We start from the raw sequence: 19331 nt of genomic DNA, 5'->3' as shown, positions 1-19331 counted from the left end.
CCCTTGGATTGATAAACAAACTTTAATTACATTTATAAAAAATTGTCTATATCCATGTCTTAAAAGTGTTTTTAAGTTAATAAAAAAAATAAAAAAAAAGAATCTAATCACACTTCCATCATTGCCATGAAATAATTTCTTGAATCGATAAGTCACTTTAAAAACCAATTGTATATAAAAACATAAATAGTAATACCCTTCACATTTCATAAAATATAACTTGCATTATTAACCAATATGTCGTTTTATAAAAATGACCAATTCATTCAGATTAAATAATAATTAAACCTTTCATTCATTGTAAGGTTAACAATCATTACAATAGAAAATCTATCTATATCTTTTTAAATTCAAGAGGTTAAAATGAATAAAAAACGGTTAAATATCGTTGCTATGGTGAGTGTAAGTTTTATTGGCTTGAGTGGCTGTGCTGTAGACTCGGTGACATCCAGTCATTACCAAGAAAATTTGCTCACGAATGGAAACTTTTCACAAGGAACGGATGGATGGTGGGCCGCCGGTGCAGTATTGCAATCCGCCGATGAGATGGGGTGTATCACTTTTACCGAAAAGGGAAAAAATTCGTGGGATGTTATCCTTGGGCAGTCCGGACTCGCTTTAAAAAAAGGAGAGGATTACCATCTACAATTTCATGCACTGGCACACCAAACCACCAACGTTAAAACCTTAGTTCAACACAATGGTGCGCCTTACACGAACCATTTGATTAAAGATATCAATCTAAATCAAGAACTTAAACCATTCCAGTTTTCATTCAAACCCTCGGATAATGATGATAACGTTCAACTTCAGTTTCAGATGGGCACCGAAGAGCCGACAACGGTATGCGTAAAAGATATCATGCTATTAGGTCCTCAATATATTACAGACGCAGATCTGGCTAATGTCAGAGTAAACCAAGTCGGCTATTTTATTCATGGCCCTAAACATGCGACTGTTGCAACCTCGAAAAGAACTCCCGTTACTTGGAAACTATTAGACGCTAACCACTCAGTGATTGCTGAAGGTAAGACCACACCCTTTGGCTTAAATAAAGCCTCGGGAGAACCAGTTCAATGGATTGATTTCAGCCATATTCAAATACCGATGCTCAAAGCAAGATTAGAAGTGGATGGTGAGCAAAGCCATCCATTTTCTATTGACAATACAATTTATAGCGAAATGAAATATGACGCGCTCTCCTTCTTCTATCAACAACGCAGCGGGATTGATATTCTTCCTGAATATGTGCAAAGAGCGGATTTAGCTCGACCCGCTGGACATCGAGCTGAAGTCGTCACTTGTTTTAATCAAACCGATGCGAAAGGTAATCACTGGCCTGGATGTGATCTCACTTTAGATGTAACTGGTGGCTGGTATGATGCTGGAGACCACGGCAAATATGTTGTCAATGGTGGTATCTCACTATGGACACTCGTCAATTATTACGAAAGAGAAAAATTCGCTACCCCTAGCCACCCCAGTGCCTTTGCCGACGGAAAAGTAAGAATACCAGAAAATAACAATAAATACAATGACTTACTTGATGAATCACGCTGGATGATGGACTTTTTAATGGCCATGCAAGTGCCTGAAAATAGCCAGATATGGGTACCTGTAGGCGATCAATCTAACCAATTAGATAATTTGAAACTCACGAAAATTGATGCCAGCGGAATGGCTTTCCATAAGATTGCTGATGATGTCTGGACCGGTATGCCACTCCCTCCTCACAAAAATACACGTGATCGTTTTTTAAGTTACCCAACCACAGCTGCAACGTTAAACTTAGCAGCTACCGCTGCACAATGCGCTCGAGTATGGAAAGACTTAGATCCTGCCTATGCTCAACAGTGCTTAGCTTCAGCAGAAAATGCATGGAAAGCGGCTCATAAACATAAGAACATTTATGCTTACGATAATTTTGTCGGATCAGGCCCTTATGACGACACAGAAATGGATGATGAATTCTATTGGGCAGCGGCTGAGTTATTTACCACTACAGGGAAAGCGGAGTACAAAAAAGCGCTTCAATCTTCACCTTACTATTTAGCAACACCGAAAGGAGATATTGATGCAACTGGTGATCTTTACTGGCAAGGTGTCAGTGGCGCAGGGACATTAACGCTTGCCCTTGTACCTAATCATTTACCAGCGAAGGACATAGAAAAAGCACGATCTAACATTATTAAAACGGCGGATACTTATCATCAATCCATAGGGAAAGAAGGTTATCGTATTCCCTACCATACGGAAGAATATCCATGGGGTTCTAATTCAAACCTAATGAATCGTAGTATTTTCTTAGGCATTGCCTATGATTTCACGAAAAATCCTAAGTATATACAAGGCATCATTGATGCTATGGACTATATCTTAGGACGCAACCCGCTCGATCAATCTTATGTTTCTGGTTATGGAAGCCGTCCGCTACTTAACCCGCATCACCGTTTCTGGGCACATCCCGTTGATAGTGAGTCGCCATTGGTGGCACCCGGTGTAATGTCTGGAGGTCCAAACTCCATCAATTTCAGCGACCCCGTTGCTTCATCAATGAAAGGGAAATGCATTGGGCAAACTTGCTGGAAAGATGATATTGGCGCTTGGACACTTAATGAGATTACCATCAACTGGAACGCTCCTTTCTTCTGGGCCGTTAGTTTCTTAGACGAAACGGCTCAATAACGAAAGTTCATTAAGTAACGTTTATTAAGCAAAGAGAGCCGAGAATAGGTGCCATTTTCGGCTTTTCTTTAACTGATTATCGATAACGAGACTTTGTAGATTCCCTCGCTATGAGGCTAATAGGAGGAAGCCGAACTCTTTCCTCTTCTCCACACAAAAGTTTCAAAATGCATTGAGCACTAATGGCACCAATTTCATCGAGCGGTTGCCGTAATGTAGTGAGTGAAGGGGTAAAATAAGGAGAGGTGGGTAAATCATCAAAACCAATGACAGAAATATCATCAGGAACATCATATCCATGATCATGCAGTGCTTTAATTGCACCATAAGCCGTTAAATCATTTGCCGCAAATATGGCAGAAAAATAGACTTGAGATTGAATGAGTTCTACGGTTCTCTCATAGCCGGTTTTGATACTAAAGTCCCCTTCTAAAACGAGTTTTTTCTTAAATGCAATACCAGCCTCATCCAATGCTTTTTGATAACCATGAAAACGAGAGATAGCGTCTTCATGATTGGGTAAACCTTTTAGATGCGCGATATTCATATGACCTAACTGAATTAAGTGCAACGTAGCCATATAGCCTCCCATGGTATTATCCAATGCAATGGACTGAATATTATCTCCCACAATATTATATCCAACAGCAACCACAGGGATTTTTTCGGCACATTTAAAAATCAGGGCCTTATCTACATTACCAGAAATAATGATGATGGCATCCACGTCACTTTTTAACAGATAATCTAAAGAATAAGAGACGAGTTTTTCTTGCCAGCTATTAACCGACATTAATAAAGAATAACCATGCTCAGCGAGCATCTTTTCCATATCAATTAAGATACTACTGGTATAGGGGCTATCAGGGTTTTGAACCAGAACACCAATTGTCATTGAACGTGTTTTTGCTAATTTGTCTATATATACTTGAGGTTTATAGCCAAGTGAACGGATAGCATCCTCTATCTTTTCCGTTTTATCGATCGATACATAAGAGGTTCGATTAAAATATCGTGAAACGGTACTGGGGGAGACATTGGCAAGCTTTGCCACTTCGTAAGCGGCAGGTGCTTTATTTTTATTCGCTTTGTGCATATAACGACCTAATGTATTAATCAAACTTATATCGATTAATTCTTCTAGCATAACACTGGGGATTAGTGAAGAAAAAGGGTCGATAAAAATCAACCCTTTACGTTATTAACATTAACAATAAAGATAAGAGAAAATCATCCCAGGTCTGAAATACCGGCCAGCGGTGTACTTCATACTATTTTGGATAAGCCATTGATATAGCTTTTCAATCAATACGTTATCCATTTCCTCCGACTCAAAACAAAGCATGAAACGCTTTTTATCTAACCGTATCTCGGGATTCACTCGTCCATCATCTCTAAGCGCATGAATCGCCTTTAGTACTTGTAAACACGCTCTCGCCTGCTCATGACTCAAAGATAACAAGCTCTTCAACTCTCTTTCTGTCACTTTAGCAGAACCGTTAAACCCTTCAGGAGCAGCAAAAGGAATTTTGGCAGAGTGATAAAGCGTGTCATAAACCGTACTGAGTAATCGTTCAGCTTGCTGCGATTTACCCGCCAACTTTAAAGCACTTGCAACACTAAATTGTACCCCCCCCCAAACATCTTGCGCCTGAAAAGCATCATGGGGAGTACCATCTGCCAGCGTCATATTGGCAACCCCAAGATGTGGGCTATTGTTTAAGAAATTGGTTTGATAAATAAAGTCTAACGTTCTGCTTACTCGCTCAGCAGAAAATAGCCCCTTTAACCCCATAAGTTTTAAGTAAGTATCCGCCACTAAGGCGTCACCGAAACTGTTATCAGAATCGAGTACCATCACCTGATATTCACGGCTAAAAGCTAATGGTGCGGTGGTTAATAAGCGCTGTTTCTTTTCCAATCTCTGCTCGAATTTTGACAAGGTACTTTTTTCATCGATAACATTAAGATAGTCATTTAATAACTGCTTATCGGAAACTTTCTCCCCCGACAAAAAAAGCCCTAACTGTTTTAATGGCTGAAAATCCGTTCCTGTTAAATGATTCGCTTGAATCGGCGTCGCATAAAAATGGTAGTAGCCTTGCCGTTCATCCCACAAACTCTTCTCTAAAGTCTCCAAAGCTGCGTTTGCTCGCTGCTGATATTCAACAGAAAGGCCATTTTCTCCCATAATATCAGCTAAATGCCCAGCCACTTGAAGGCCGGCAACCCACAAACTCGCACAATAAATAGCAATGCCATGAGAAGCGAGATTGTCAAACGTATCATCGGTGCCATGCACTAAAGGTAAGGTGTCTCCTTCTTCAATTAAAGAAGACAAATAATTGAGGCTCTCTTTCACTGCAGGCCAGCAAGCCTCAACAACGTATTTATCGCCTGTGTGCTGATAGTGTCGGTAGACCATTAAAACAAATTTAGGCGCAAGATCTTTCCACTCTTTGACATTGTGCCAGTTATACGCATCTGACTTAATATCAAAGGGACTCCCTAAATCATGTATCACGGCACCATACACGGCTCGAACTCCCGCATATTTCTTATCCATCAGGTCTGCAAAAGGCTTATCCGCATATTCCCAGTAACGCCGAGGGGTATTATCGGAAGACAAAATTGCCTGAGCAAAGGCTTGCATTACCTGCCCATCAAGCTCGGGCAATAGATAAAGAATAGCGAAAGAACCATAAAAATAGACATCCAAGGAGTTGAAGAAGGGGTAATCTACACACTCTTTGACTAGAAAACGATCCTCTTTATCCCAAACCGTCGATTCAGCAAGGAAAGAGAGAGTATTCATCGCCATCGTAGCAAAGTGCTGGGCGCATGACTTGTCACTAAACTGCTGATTCGCTGAATCTAAAAAATCGACTTGCTGCTGAATAATTTTATCTTCAATCATGGCTAGTTGAGGTAAAACGGCTTCTACCATACGGGTTGCTCGGTCAGTTTTCGTAAAAAACTGGCTATAGGCTTTTTCTGACCACCAATCATCCAACCAGATTTTACCGTGATCCATCACCTGTAAAAAACGTAAGTCTAATGATTCTCCGGGTTGTAACTCGATTTGAACCACCACCAAAGACACTAATGGTTCTCGACCACTGTAAGTACCATAATCAAAATGTGTATTAGTACGCCCGGTATTTAAGGCCGAAAGTAGTTCTTGCTCTAATTTCTCTTTATACAAAGAAGGTTTAACCGTGATGGTTGCTCTACCGGCTTGTAAGTCTTCTTTTTTCACAGCAATGCCATACAACACCTCCCCTTCAATATCAGAAGAATAAGGCGAATCACTCCGTAAGCTCACTCCGACAAACTGAGCATCATTGCTCTTTATTTGTTTTTGAGTATGGTGCTGCTTTATCGTATTGCGCACTAAGGAACAAGCGGAATCCTGAACGCCTTGGCGATGCTTTTGATAAGTCGAACCAATCAGGTTTTCAAACGGTTGGGCTAAGGTGATTAACTGAGTTTTCGTAGAGCGATTTTCGAATGCAAACTGGTTCCAGTGCAGTGGTAAAGAACACAGCCTTTTATCCCCTTTAACAATAGGAGAAACGACTTTCCGTTTAACACCTATCCCATCAAAATGTTGATAGTCATACAGTGCCGTTGGGTATAAGGCTTGGTAGTGAATCGCTTCGGCACTCAAAGCCTCAATGGTTCCCAATGATTTGGTCGTCAGCGATGAAGTCTTTGCTGAATTATTGATAAGCCGTCCATTAAAGAAATCGATGGCGACCCATAGCTGAGTGTGAAGAGAATAAGGATTCTCATGAATCAATCGTTGCGTTTTCTCAGTAAACTCTATATTCCAGCGTTCAAATTCAGCTTGATTATCAATATAGAAGTTTACGTTATTTAACCCAGATTTAATCCTTTCTAAAGTTTGTTCTTCATTATCAACCAGTAATCTTACCCCATCAAACTTTACTGGATAAAATTCAAGAAAACGCTCTAATTCCACAAGGTTAGGAATGCTCAGATTTTCAATATCTAAATCATCCATCACAGAAAGATAAAAATCATTAAAATTAATACCTTCTTCTGAACAGTCAATATAAACACCAGGTATAAAGCTAAAATTTGGGGTTTCCCCTTTTGGGGTTAGTGTAAATGTAGAACCAATCCCCCCGACAGCCATCCCCGTATTATTAGGTGTTGTTGATATCGGAGTATACCAAGGTTGAATAAATTCAGCCGCTTCTCCTTGGCTACACAGTTCACTGGCTACGCCACTATAACTTGTATATGGAAATTTATTTATCATAATCAAAATCCAATATTGAATAATTCATTTCACTTGTTACTATCTATAAAAAATGGAGATACTAACAATGTTTAAAATTAAAAAAGGGAAATTTGGATTATTTGACAACATCATCATTAGCAATCCAAATTATGGAATAGAACTGCATATCATTAATGAGTTTGGAGCGATAGTGAATAAATTCATCGTAAATCATAGTCCATTCTCATTTATATCCGGCTATCAAAATAGTGATGAATTACTTAATTTTCATCCCTATTATTCACGCAGTGCTAAACTCTTTCCTTTTCCCAATCGCCTTAATCAAGGCCGCTATCATTACGCGGGGGGTCATTATCAGTTACCCGCTAACTTCCCTTGGTCTGAACATGCCGTACATGGCTTGCTCTACAATCAACCCTTTACACTCATTCATTCCAATGCCACAAAACAGGATGCTGAAATTACACTTCGCTTCACCACCCCTTGTCTGCATCCGGGATACCCTTTTGCCTTTCAGTTAGATACAAGATTCCATATCACGACCGATGGCTTATTAAGCTGTACAACCACTGTCGAAAACCAAGGGCAATCACCCTTACCTTTTGGCGATGCTTGGCATCCTTACTTTTCATTGGGCGTTCCCCTTAACCAATGCGCTCTAACCATGCCAGCGTGCAATGAGGTAAAGCATGTTAACGATCTTCCCAATGGAGAGTTCCAACCTTACTGCCAATTTGCTCATGGTGCGTCTCTCAAGAATGTCGCTTTAAATCACTGTTTTTCATTCGATAGCCATCAACCGATTCCATTAACTTTCCATCGAAACGATCACTCCGCCGAACTGCTTTATCAACAAGACCCTGGCTATCCTTATCTTCAGCTCTATACCCCAAATAACGAAGCCTCTATTGCAATTGAACCCATGACATGCCCCGCTGATGCCTTTAATAATCAACTCGGGTTATTAGAACTTGCGCCACATCAGCAACAAACATTTCATTGGCAATGCCAAGCCATATACCGAGCTTGATTTGGGCATCGTAAGGGCACCTTTGTGCCCTTTTGTTATGCACCTAATATCACTTCGATATGATGTTCACCATCAGTAAATACGGGAGCTTTATTGCCTTGAATCGCCACACCATCAACTCGCATCTCTACAACCCCTTTATTCACCCCATGCGGGTTTAGCACATGAATGTCATACTGAGCTCCTCGAAATTGGCGGCGAACGTTAAATTGAGGCCAATCACAGGGAATACATGGGTCAATCACTAGGCCATCAATCTCAGGACGAATCCCCAGTATCCATTGAGTGCCAGCGACATATGTCCATGAAGAAGTCCCCGATAACCATGCATTACGTCCAAGGCCAAATTGTGGATGTTCATCACCCAATATGTTTTGTGGATAGCAATAAGGCTCTGATTCAAAAACGTCTATCTGATCGTTTTTCGACGCTGGGTTAATTTGTCGATAATACTCATAAGCGCGATCACCATTGCCCATTTTGGCTTCAGCGATCATGACCCATGGGTTCGCGTGTAAGAAAATTCCCCCATTTTCTTTCGCCCCTGGTGGATAGGTAGAAATACCACCAAGATCAGGTTCAAACCCGTTATAACCCGGTGTTGACAGCTTAATACCGTTCGCCGTATTTAATTTTTTATAGACAGAATTGAGGGCTTGCGTTGCTCGCTCTGGCGTAGCAAACCCTGAAATAACTGGCCAGCTTTGTGCATTTGTGTAGATCTGCCCTTGCTGATTGAGATGAGAACCAACAGGCGCACCTTTTTCATCAAAATAACGGATAAACCACGCACCATCCCAACCATATTGATTAAAAAGACGCTGCATTTTTTCATATTGAGCCTGATAGTGTTGCGCGAGTGAAACCTCTCCACGAAGTTCACACAGGTCAAGCATATCTAATAAGGCTTTACCATACATATTAACGACCATTAATGACTCAGCCCCAGTAGGTAAGTTCACGGTATCGTTCCAATCGGCAAATCCCAGTAAGGGGAGCCCATGCTGACCTGTATGCGTTTCGGTAAATAAGAGAGCACGGCATAAATGATCCCATACCGAGCCTGTTTCGATAGGCTGCCCTTGCTTATCTTTTTGATAATAGGGGATGTTGATATTTAAGAAATCCGCATTGCCAGTTTCCTTAATATATTGAGTCACCGCATAAATGATCCATAAATGGTCATCGCCATAATAATCGGGCCTATCTTCTTCCTCACGAGAATCCCCCCCATTGGCCTCCATTGTGGAAGGAAAGAATTGGTGCATCGCAGAGCCATCGATATTTTGAACCGACAATAAGCGTTCAATAAATTCACGGGCCTCTTCTGGCATATGGGCTATCACACCGAGAATATCTTGTGATGAATCACGAAACCCAATGCCACGCGCTCCATACCCCAATTGATAGAGAGATAAATAGCGTGACCAGTTTTTGGTGGTATGACACTGACGAGGATTATGCACATTCAGCATAGAGTTCATTGCAGGATCGGGAGTTTCAACTTGAAGTGTCAATAAGTACTCCTCCCAGAATATCGCAAGATCCGCAAATGCCTTATCGACCTCAGCATGGTTCCGATACTTAGCCAAGATAGGCTGCGCAACCTCAAGACTTTCCATCTGTGTCAATTGCACAACCGTACGCTCAGTTTGTTGTGGTTTTATCCAGCCTAAACGTAGGTTTAAAGCGCCGATATTGTCACCACGTAAGCATTCACTGTTCGTCAACTCAAGATGATTCAAAGCCTCAGGTGACGCCCAACTCCCATAGCCTAGGTTGCCAAGAAATTTTTGACGATCACCATCAAATGAAGTGGCGGGGCGATCAGCCGTTAATAAATTCACCGCATAATCTCGCTTCATAAAAGCGTATTGCTCCAACACCGTATGTCCACTTTCTTGCTGGTGAGCTTGTAAGATCATGGTCTGGGGAACCCAATCAGCATTGACCAATTGCTTTAATGCATCAAAATGGGTGAATTCAAAAACAGGCACTACATCAATATGTAATTCTTCCCCTGAGATATTGGTCACTTTAATATCTTGGAGCAAAACCGGATCATGTTTGGGTACAAAAAAGGTGCTTTCACATCGAATACCATAAGCCTCAGCAACGATAGTGGTATAAGACAGCCCTGTATGGTTTTCAAACTTATCCAACGGTGTCAAGGTCGGCGTATAAAATGGAGAAAAAATCGTGACTTTCCCTTCTTGATTACGCAACTTTAGATACAGCGTTGAGCCTTTAAAATCGGAGTTTGGCAGCTGGGCGATATATTTGGTGATGCGATTGAGTGCTGGGTCCCCCTTACACAACAGCACTCCACCATTACTATCCACCAAGCCGCCAAAATTTAACGTACCCACATAGTTACACCATTTAATCGGGATACACGGTGTGGTTGCGACGTATTCTTTATTCTTATCGTCAAAATATCCAAATTTCATCATCACTCTCCCTCGCCTCTTCCAAAAAGAAGAAGCAAAATACTATTTAATCCATCGATGCTATTAAGCTAACTGGGGATAACTAACTCGCCAAAGAGTTTTCACTTAAGGCATCAAATAAGTGAATCGCATCCAGATCCAAATACAGTGTTAGCTCATCAACGGTCACTTCGGCCGCCTGTGTTTCCACCATCAATGGCTGGCCTGCAATTTCTGTTTTCAAAAGAATGCTCGCTCCCAGTAACTCTTTATCTTTAATTTTTACTGGGAAAGGCAATACACGGTTATGGTCAACCTGCTCTGCTCGTAAATGAATATCGGTTGGGCGAATACCTAAATGCAGCGCCAAATTTTTGGAAGCATGCGCTTTAAATCGATCAGGAAGTGGAATATGAATATTGCCAAGCTCAATATAAAATACATTATCTTGATTAATGAGTTTGGCATCCAACATATTCATTGATGGGCTGCCAATAAATTGGGCAACAAATTTATTAGCAGGCCGCTGAAATACATCCGTTGGCGTCCCTACCTGAGCAACATAACCATCTTTAAGTATCACGATTCGATCAGCCAGTGTCATGGCTTCAATTTGATCGTGCGTGACGTAAATGGTGGTGGTTTTTAATTCACGGTGAAGATGCTTAATTTCTTCACGCATTACACCACGCAGTTTGGCATCTAGGTTAGAAAGTGGTTCATCAAATAAAAAGACTTTCGGTGTCCGAACCATAGCTCGCCCCATCGCCACCCTTTGTCGCTGACCACCAGATAACTCTTTCGGTTTTCTATCCAGTAAAGGTTCCAACTCCAACATTTTAGCGGCTCTGCGAACTTCAACATCAATATCGGCTTTTGCCATGCCTTTAAGTTTTAAAGCAAAAGCGATATTTTCGTAGACGGTCATATGGGGATAAAGCGCATAACTTTGAAAGACCATGGCTAAATCTCTGTCTTTCGCATCCACTTTATTAACTAATTTATCCCCGACATAAATATCACCAGAGGTAATCGTTTCAAGCCCAGCGAGCATACGTAATGTGGTCGATTTCCCACAACCAGAAGGGCCAAGAAAGACCACAAACTCACCATCATTCACGGTAAAATTAAAGTGCTTAACCACATCAACCTTACCAAAGGATTTTTTAATATTTCTAAATTCAACTTTAGCCATTACTTATTCTCCTCTGCGCGCTCTAACAGCATATTCTGATAAGCAATAGCGCTATTTTTCAGTGTCCGTTCTTGTGTTTGATAGTCGACATAAACCATGCCAAAACGTTGGCAATAACCAAATGCCCATTCAAAATTATCCATTAAACTCCAAGCAAAATAGCCATCAACTCGAACTCCAGCTTCTATTGCTTTATCCACCGCATTGAGATGTTCTTGAAAATAGCGAACACGCTGCTCATCATTCACTTGCCCATCAATACACTGATCATCATTCGCCGCGCCATTTTCCGTAATATAAATAGGTGGCAAGTTGCTATAGCGATCTTTTAAGCGCACCAGAAGATCCGTTAAACCTTGCGGGTAAATTTCCCACCCAATATAAGTATGTTCACTCTCTGATTGTTTAACCGTTTCAATATCACCACTCTCGTTATAACGTACGACGTTGCGTGTATAATAATTAATTCCAATGTAATCGACAGGCGCTGAAATAATGTCGAGATCGCCTTCCAATATCATGGGCATGTTGGCCTGTTGCCGATCAACAACTAATGAGGGATATTCCCCTTTTAATACGGGATCAATAAACCAATGATAATTTTCTGCATCAGAATAATTAGCCGCGCCTTGATCTTTCTCACGATGAGGGTAAGCCGGTGAGGCATTAAAAACGATACCATGTTGGGATTTGGGAGCATTCTTGCGCAAAATGGGCATAGCCAAACCATGACCAAGCATCAAATGATGCGAAGCCAAAAAGCCCTCGCGTTCACCTTTTATTCCTGGGGCATGAACGCCCCAACGATAGCCGAGAAAAGCCGCGACAAAGGGTTCATTTAATGTGGTATAAACGTCAATTTTATCGCCAAAGTAGCGGCTCACAACATCGGCATAATCAGCAAACTTATAGGCGGTTTCACGGTTAAGCCACCCTCCTTTATCCTCTAAGTATTGGGGAAGGTCCCAATGATAAAGGGTAACGTAGACTTTCATACCACGAGCATGGCACTCATCAATGATCTGCTCATAAAAATGTAAGCCTTGCGGATTAATTACCCCGTCCTCTGGTAGAATACGGGGCCAGGCGATGGATAAACGGTAAGCATCCACGCCTAAGTCACTAATCATTTCAATATCTTGCTTCCAACGGTGGTAATGATCACACGCAATGTCACCATTATCGCCTTTATCGACTTTGCCCGGTCTTCTACAAAATGTATCCCATATCGAAGGAGTCCGCCCCCCTTCTGCAACACCCCCTTCAATCTGATAAGAGGAAGTGGCAACACCGAAAACAAACGCTCTACTGCGTAACGGAGAAGCTTTGGGAAGTTCATATTTATTCATTTTCATAACCTTTAAATCTAACCTTTTACTGCACCAGAGGTGAGACCACTGATCATCTGTTTCGAAGCAAACAAGTAAGTCACTACTAAGGGTAAAATCGAAATGGTGGTTCCCAACATCACTGCCCCCCAAGGGGTATTTGGGATCCCTTGAACACTTCGAAGGGCTTGGGTAATCACATAATTTTCAGGTGTGGTTAATACCACCAGAGGCTGCATAAACATGTTCCAAAAAAACACAAATTGTACGATAGCCAAGGTAGCCAAAGCGGGTTTCATCAAGGGCAACACCACGCTCCAATAAGTTCTTAACTGACCGGCACCATCTAATTTCGCCGCTTCTAATAACTCTTTAGGAATGGAAGCCACTACATGTTGACGCATAAGAAAGATGCCAAAAGGCGTTGTAGTAAACGGAAGCCAGACAGCAATATGGTTATCCAGTAAACCGATGAACTTAATAATCATAAAGTAAGGAATTAAGCTCAATACGGGAGGAATCATCATTGATCCAACCAACATTCCAAACAGTATCTTTTTCCCTTTAAATTGAAATACACCAAAAGCGTACCCTCCCATACTACAAAACAGCAGTGAGATGCTTGTCCCCAGAAAGGCCACATAAATAGAGTTAAACATCGCCTGCCAAAATGGCATGATCTCTTGCAACCTTGCGTAGTTGATCGCCAAGCTATCTCCTATCGCAAAACTGATCCCTGTCCCAAAAATTTCCGTGCGATCACGCGTTGACAGCAGAGCCGACCAAACAAAAGGAAATACGGTGACAATGGCAGAAATAATAAGGATCACGGCTAAAATCACCATCAAGACTTTCGTCAGTACTTCAATGGCTCTATCACTCAGCTTCAATGACATTAAAGGTGAAGCTTTCTTCGCTATAGAATCTGTAGACATCTTACTGCTCTCCTAACCCTTTCTTGCCAAAGAAGAAAAATTGAACCATGGTACATGCGGCTATCAGTGCAAAGAGCAACCAAGAAATTGCCGAGGCCGTCCCCATCTCTAACCACTCCCAACCTACTTTGTAGAGATACATAGAAATAGTTAACCCGGATTGCCCCGTTCCCCCAGTTCCTCGTGTCAGTACGAAAGGTTCTTCGAATAACTGTAAGTTACCAATGATCGTCATCGTGACAGCAAAGAACACAAAAGGGCGGATCATAGGAAGTGAGACATACCAAAAACGACGAACCGCATTTGCACCATCCATGCGAGCCGCTTCCAAAATATCTTTAGGAATCGTCATTAACCCCGTGGTATAGAGCACGATGTTGAAACCGGTATATTTCCAGAACACCATAATAGCAATGGAAGGTTTTACCAATGTCGCGTCATCGAGCCAGCGGATAGGCTGAAAATCGTTGACCCACGAAAATGCCCAACCGAATACTGTGCTATCTGCTAACACGATTAAGCTTTGGTTAATGATCCCAGATGTTGGCGAGTACATATTGAAAAAGATCAGTGAGGCTGCCACCGTCGAGGTAATATAAGGTAAAAAATAGGCAGAGGTTAACCAATGGCGTAAACGATCCCCCATTGAAACCAAAATATAAGCAACAGGAATAGCCACTAAATGCTGAGCGACGCCTGAAGTAATGGCGAGCCAAAATGTATTCTTTAATGAGCGCCAGAGCCACGGATCGGTTAATGCAATATGATAATTCTCAAGCCCCACATATTCCATTGCATCCAAACCTTCTACAGGATTCCAAGCATGGAAAGAGAGATACACGGAAAAAAGTAAAGGGAAAATGCCAAAAATAGAAAAAATACACAAAAATGGCAGTAAAAAACCGTACGGTGTAAGCGCTTTCAAATTAAGTTGAAAAAAACGATTATCCGATAATTTATCCATGCTATTACTTGCTAAAAACTTCATCATAACGACCTCTTACGCAGGGAAGCCGATTAAATAAGCTTCCCTGAAAAATCCATTCTTAAAGATTACGTGTGCGACGCAAAATTAAACGTTCGGCTTCTTTTAGTGCCGTTTTGATATCTTTGCCTTCATCCAGAACTTCCATTAAGGCATTCTCAAGCACGATGGAACGAGCAACATGATCACCTCTTGCCGGTTGTACTGGCTTAATATTTTTAGCGACATCAGCAAAAACTAAACGTGCTTTTTGCCCACCGAGAAAAGCGACTTCTTCTTCAAATAAGGCATCATCGTAAGTCGTTACATTGGCAGGGAAGGCCGCAATCGTTTCGAAATGTTTTAGTTGAATCTCACGATCAGCGGTCATATATTCAATCAATTTCCATGCTTTATCTTGGTTATTCGATTGAGTTGGAATAGAAAGGAAAGAGCCGCCCCAACTTCCGTAAATACCATCGGGTAAGTGGGATACCGCCCATTTGCCCGCCGTATCTGGAGCAATCCAGTTATTTAAGTGACCAAGCAGCCAAGCCCCAGATAACTGAGTGGCAAAGGTGGCATTACGAAACCCTTCATACCATTCGTTAGACCAAGCAAGAATTCGCCCATCCAGCCCTTTATCACGTATTTCTTTAGCCACTTCAAACGCATGAACAAAACGTTCTGAAGTCACCACCGAGTTGCCAGCTTTATCAAAATAAAGCCCTTCACCTTCAGGAACCGTTGTAAAAATAATCGCTTGAGCAACATCTGCCGCTGATGGAATTAACTGAATATTTAACGCTTTCAGCTTCTCGCCTGCGGCAATATAAGAATCCCAGCTTTTAATCACTTCATTAATATCGATTCCGGCTTGTTTAAAAACATCCGTTCGGTAATACATAACTCCGGGCCCTAAATCCACCGGAATACCGTACATATCACCATCGGCACCTTTACCTTGAGCCCATGCATAAGGGGCAAAACGTTCTTCATATTTATCGGCTCCATATTGTTTAGATAAATTGACAAGGCCACCAGAAGCAACGAAAGGTCCAATTTTTTCTACATCTACAACAATCACATCTCCAGCTCCAGAACCTGTAGCGAGGTTAGTGGTTAACTTTGTATGATGATCACCATGATTATTCATTAAGTAATCCACCTTTATTCCGGTCTTCTTTTCAAAATCCGGTAATAATACTTTTAGGCTACTATCAAAATCAGGGAACCCGTCAAAACGAATGGATTGATTTTCCGCCGTCGCGGTTGCAGCAAGCCCTAAGGCAACGGCACTGGATAGCACGAGAGTCTTAAGTTTCATCATTTATCCTTAAATATTTATAGAGTTTTAAGTAAGTCCTTGACGGAATTCCTCACCACTAAAGCGGGTGAAAGTTTAAAATTCACATCACATTTATTTTTATTAAGTTTTTGAATGGTTAACTGCACAGCTTCTGTACTCATTTCTTCAATAGGAAAATTAACCGTGGTTAATCCTGGTGTGAGGTAACGAGTAAACAGAATATTGTCAAAGCCAACTAAAGAAATATCCTCAGGAACTGAAAATCCTTTTCTTTTCAGTACTTCAAAGGCGCCAAATGCCATGTGATCGTTTGAGGCAAACACCGCCGTAAACTTTCCCCCTCGTTTAAGCAGTTTTTTCATGGCACTGACGCCCGTTTCTTCAGTAAAGCCCGCTTCTGAGACTAATGCCTCGCTATATTCCAGCTCAGCCTCTTCTAAAGCTCGTCGATAACCTTGTAACCGCCCCCGCGCATCGGACTTATCAAGAGGCCCGGTAATACAAGCAATGTGCGTATGCCCCATTTGTAATAGATATTGAGTGGCCAACTTCCCTCCCGCCTCATTATCAATATCAATACAGCTGGTGAGCATCTCTGGAATAACCCGATTAATCAGTACAACCGGAATGCCCTGCTCCTCTAACGCAATTAAATAGTCATCACAAAGCTGCTGAGTATGAAGGATCAACGCATCCACTCGGCGTCCTAATAAAAATTCTACCGATTCACGTTGACCTTGTTCGGTGTTTGAACCGGCGGTAACAACAGCGTGATAGCCCAAACGACGCAGGTGCCCTTCAATACTGTGTAAAATGCCTGAAAAAAACGGCCCCCCCAGTTCAGGAACCACAATACCAACGCTCCCCGTTCGGCTAGAAGCTAAAGCTTGAGCGATGGAATTAGGGCGATAACCCAGCTCTTTAATGGCTTTTTCAACTTTCAACTTCTTATCATGGCTAACGCGAGTTGTTCCATTCACCACTCTTGAGACGGTTGCTTGAGAAACGCCAGCGAGTTCGGATACATGCTTAATAGTGACCAAGAGAACCTCATACTTGAAATCGCTTACAAGGTAAGTATTCAAGATCCGCGTTCAATGGAATGTGAGGTTAATCACGGGAAAATCTGGCCTAACTTTGATAATTCCACAAAAATTGAAAGCCCTTGCAGTTTCATTTCACACCATGAAAGAGTTTCATGGCATACCGTTCATCAATAAATACAAATAAAAAATCACAAAAAATTACATAAACTAATGGATATAAATAATATTTCCTTACTCGATACACTCAGGTAACGTAAATAATTCCGTGAGTTGCGCTTGATGATCAGCCATTTTTTCAAGGTGTTGACTGTGTGCAGTTAATTGTTTGGAACGGAGTAAATTTTGATTGGCGAGCACCTGTATATGGTTCACATTGTGCGTTACTTCTTCAGCTACCGATTGATGCTGGGTCGTTGCCGAGGCAATTTGATGGCTGCGATCTTCTATTTGATTCAGTTGTGCATGTACGTGACTCAGCGATACGCTGACATCATTAGTGTGGGTAATGCAATTAGCCATATCACTAACACAGGTGGTGATTTGCTTAACGGCTAAAGCAGCACAATGTTGTAACTGTTCAATTTTAAGTTGAATTTCTTGGGTACTTGCGGTTGTTTTAGCGGCTAACACTCTGACTTCATCCGCCACCACAGAAAAACCTCGACCTTGCTCTCCGGCCCTCGCCGCTTCGATGGCGGCATTCAGCGCTAACAAATTGGTTTGCTCAGAAATACCAGAAATGACATCAAGAATCGATTCTATCCCCACACTCTCACTTTCTAGCTGGTGGATGGTTTGGGTTGAGTCATTAAGGCGCTGTGATAACTGGTTCAATAGTTGAACATTTTTCTGCATCATGGCCTGCCCAGAAGTGGAATCCCCCACAGAGGCGGTCACTATGGCTAATGTTTGATTGGCTGAACAAGCGATGTTGTTTACCGCTGATTCAATTTCTTCCATTGCTGTTGCTATCAATGCCGTTTGCGATGTTTGTTCAGCGATGGTGAGATTTAACGCCTCGCTCGTTTGCTGGTTCTCTAATGAGGCACCATTTAACTGAGTCGCTGATCCTCGTATTTGCCTGATGATATGAGACAAATCATCAATGACTAAGTTGACTTTGGTTGATACTCTACCGAGTTCATTATTTGTGGATAATTGGATTCTTTGAGTCAAATCCTTCGAGGCTACTTTATCAAGAACCTCTTGCAAGCGTTGACTTGGCTTACGGATCATATTGGCAATACTGAGCCCAATCAATAACGCCATGACGACTGAAACTAATGACACAATAATGAGAGTCATCAATGTTTTTTCTGCTTGGGAGGACGATTCAAGATAGCGCAGCTCAGCAGTTTGGGCCGCATAGGCTGACAAGGCATCAATATTTTTCAATTGAGTGTCAATATCCTGTTTTATGCTTTCTCGTTGACGCTGTAACTGGTCATAAAGCTCAACAACCTCGACATGTTGAGCCAATGTTCCACTTGGAGAAAAAATTTGCTGTTCCAACAGTGTTAACGATGCTTCACTTTGCTGAAAAAATGCTGGCGATGAAGATTTAAACTGTAAGATAGCCTCATCAAATCGCTCTTTTCGGCCATTAAAACGGCGTTCTATCGCCCGAGTTTCCATGACATCTTGTAATGAAAACGCCTCATTGACTTCTCCAAGCAGTAGCCCAACTTGTGTAAGAAGTACTTCCACCACTTCACGTTCTTCATCATGCGTTGTTTTTGCAAGGTTACCGAGTAAATTACTATTTAACTGAATAGCGAGAGATTGAAACAACGTTTGTTGGTAACTATTTTCTTCTCTCAATTCAAGATAACGTGCATAATTCTCTAAGATTTGAGTAATATTCCTAAAACTTTCATTTGTTTTCTCTTTTATTTTTATTAGAAAATCAGGAATCCTCGGATCCTGACTTGCTTTCTTTTCAAACCAGTCAAGCTGTTTTTTATAACGTTGCACACTCAAATTCACCGCCTCTTTTAAAGGCTCAAGCTCATCGATATACATGGCAGACAAGTATGAATTCAAACTTCGATTAATATTTAAAAAACGAATGGTCAGCTCACCTGAATGTAGCATCAGAGGAGTAGACTCTTGTGTCATAAATTCTATATTAGATGTTAAC

General features: G+C 41.5%; 12 protein-coding genes. 2 read left to right on the top strand and 10 right to left on the bottom strand.

Annotated elements, in window-relative coordinates:
• Nucleotides 1–363: 363 nt before the first annotated feature.
• The gene (locus tag CAG57_RS04870) at nt 364–2685 is read left to right on the top strand and encodes a glycoside hydrolase family 9 protein (RefSeq protein ID WP_161427450.1); all 2322 of its coding nucleotides are present in this window, start codon (nt 364–366) and stop codon (nt 2683–2685) included.
• A gap of 76 nt (nt 2686–2761) precedes the next feature.
• On the opposite strand, the gene CAG57_RS04865 is transcribed toward CAG57_RS04870, so the two are convergent.
• Nucleotides 2762–3781 carry a LacI family DNA-binding transcriptional regulator gene (locus tag CAG57_RS04865; RefSeq protein WP_161433796.1) on the bottom strand — a complete coding sequence of 340 codons (1020 nt, stop codon included), beginning with the start codon at nt 3779–3781 and terminating at the stop codon, nt 2762–2764.
• Nucleotides 3782–3892: 111 nt separating this feature from the next.
• Nucleotides 3893–6973: a GH116 family glycosyl hydrolase gene (locus CAG57_RS04860; protein ID WP_161433790.1), complete on the bottom strand. Its 3081-nt coding sequence runs from the start codon at nt 6971–6973 to the stop codon at nt 3893–3895.
• Between the two features lie 67 nt (nt 6974–7040).
• Here CAG57_RS04860 and CAG57_RS04855 point away from each other — a divergent pair, with 67 nt between their 5' ends.
• A complete protein-coding gene (locus CAG57_RS04855; RefSeq protein ID WP_161427026.1) occupies nt 7041–7985 on the top strand; it encodes an aldose epimerase family protein in 945 nt (314 codons plus the stop codon).
• A gap of 35 nt (nt 7986–8020) precedes the next feature.
• Here CAG57_RS04855 and CAG57_RS04850 read toward each other — a convergent pair whose 3' ends face one another.
• The 8 genes from CAG57_RS04850 to CAG57_RS04815 all read right to left on the bottom strand — a co-directional run.
• Entirely contained in the window at nt 8021–10438 is a 2418-nt protein-coding gene (locus CAG57_RS04850; RefSeq protein WP_161427025.1) for a GH36-type glycosyl hydrolase domain-containing protein, read from the bottom strand.
• A 79-nt stretch (nt 10439–10517) separates the two neighbouring features.
• Complete coding sequence (locus CAG57_RS04845; RefSeq protein ID WP_161427024.1) at nt 10518–11609, bottom strand: ABC transporter ATP-binding protein; 1092 nt, start codon at nt 11607–11609, stop codon at nt 10518–10520.
• Nucleotides 11609–12958, bottom strand: coding sequence for a GH1 family beta-glucosidase (locus CAG57_RS04840; protein ID WP_161427023.1), 1350 nt, complete (start codon nt 12956–12958; stop codon nt 11609–11611). Before CAG57_RS04840 ends, CAG57_RS04845 begins: the two co-directional genes overlap by 1 nt.
• A gap of 17 nt (nt 12959–12975) precedes the next feature.
• A complete protein-coding gene (locus tag CAG57_RS04835; protein WP_161427022.1) occupies nt 12976–13872 on the bottom strand; it encodes a carbohydrate ABC transporter permease in 897 nt (298 codons plus the stop codon).
• Nucleotide 13873: 1 nt separating this feature from the next.
• The gene (locus tag CAG57_RS04830) at nt 13874–14860 is read right to left on the bottom strand and encodes a carbohydrate ABC transporter permease (RefSeq protein ID WP_161427027.1); all 987 of its coding nucleotides are present in this window, start codon (nt 14858–14860) and stop codon (nt 13874–13876) included.
• A gap of 58 nt (nt 14861–14918) precedes the next feature.
• Nucleotides 14919–16163, bottom strand: a complete 1245-nt coding sequence (locus CAG57_RS04825) for an extracellular solute-binding protein (RefSeq protein ID WP_161430567.1) — start codon at nt 16161–16163, stop codon at nt 14919–14921.
• 17 nt (nt 16164–16180) lie between these two features.
• Nucleotides 16181–17188 carry a LacI family DNA-binding transcriptional regulator gene (locus tag CAG57_RS04820; protein WP_161439500.1) on the bottom strand — a complete coding sequence of 336 codons (1008 nt, stop codon included), beginning with the start codon at nt 17186–17188 and terminating at the stop codon, nt 16181–16183.
• Between the two features lie 234 nt (nt 17189–17422).
• Nucleotides 17423–19331: methyl-accepting chemotaxis protein (locus CAG57_RS04815; RefSeq protein WP_237666060.1), on the bottom strand; the 1909-nt coding region annotated here is incomplete at its 5' end.

It is taken from the genome of Vibrio sp. V30_P3S12P165 (assembly GCF_009904905.1).
Taxonomy (GTDB): Bacteria; Pseudomonadota; Gammaproteobacteria; order Enterobacterales; family Vibrionaceae; genus Vibrio; species Vibrio fujianensis.
This window is presented reverse-complemented; position numbering and strand designations above follow the sequence as displayed.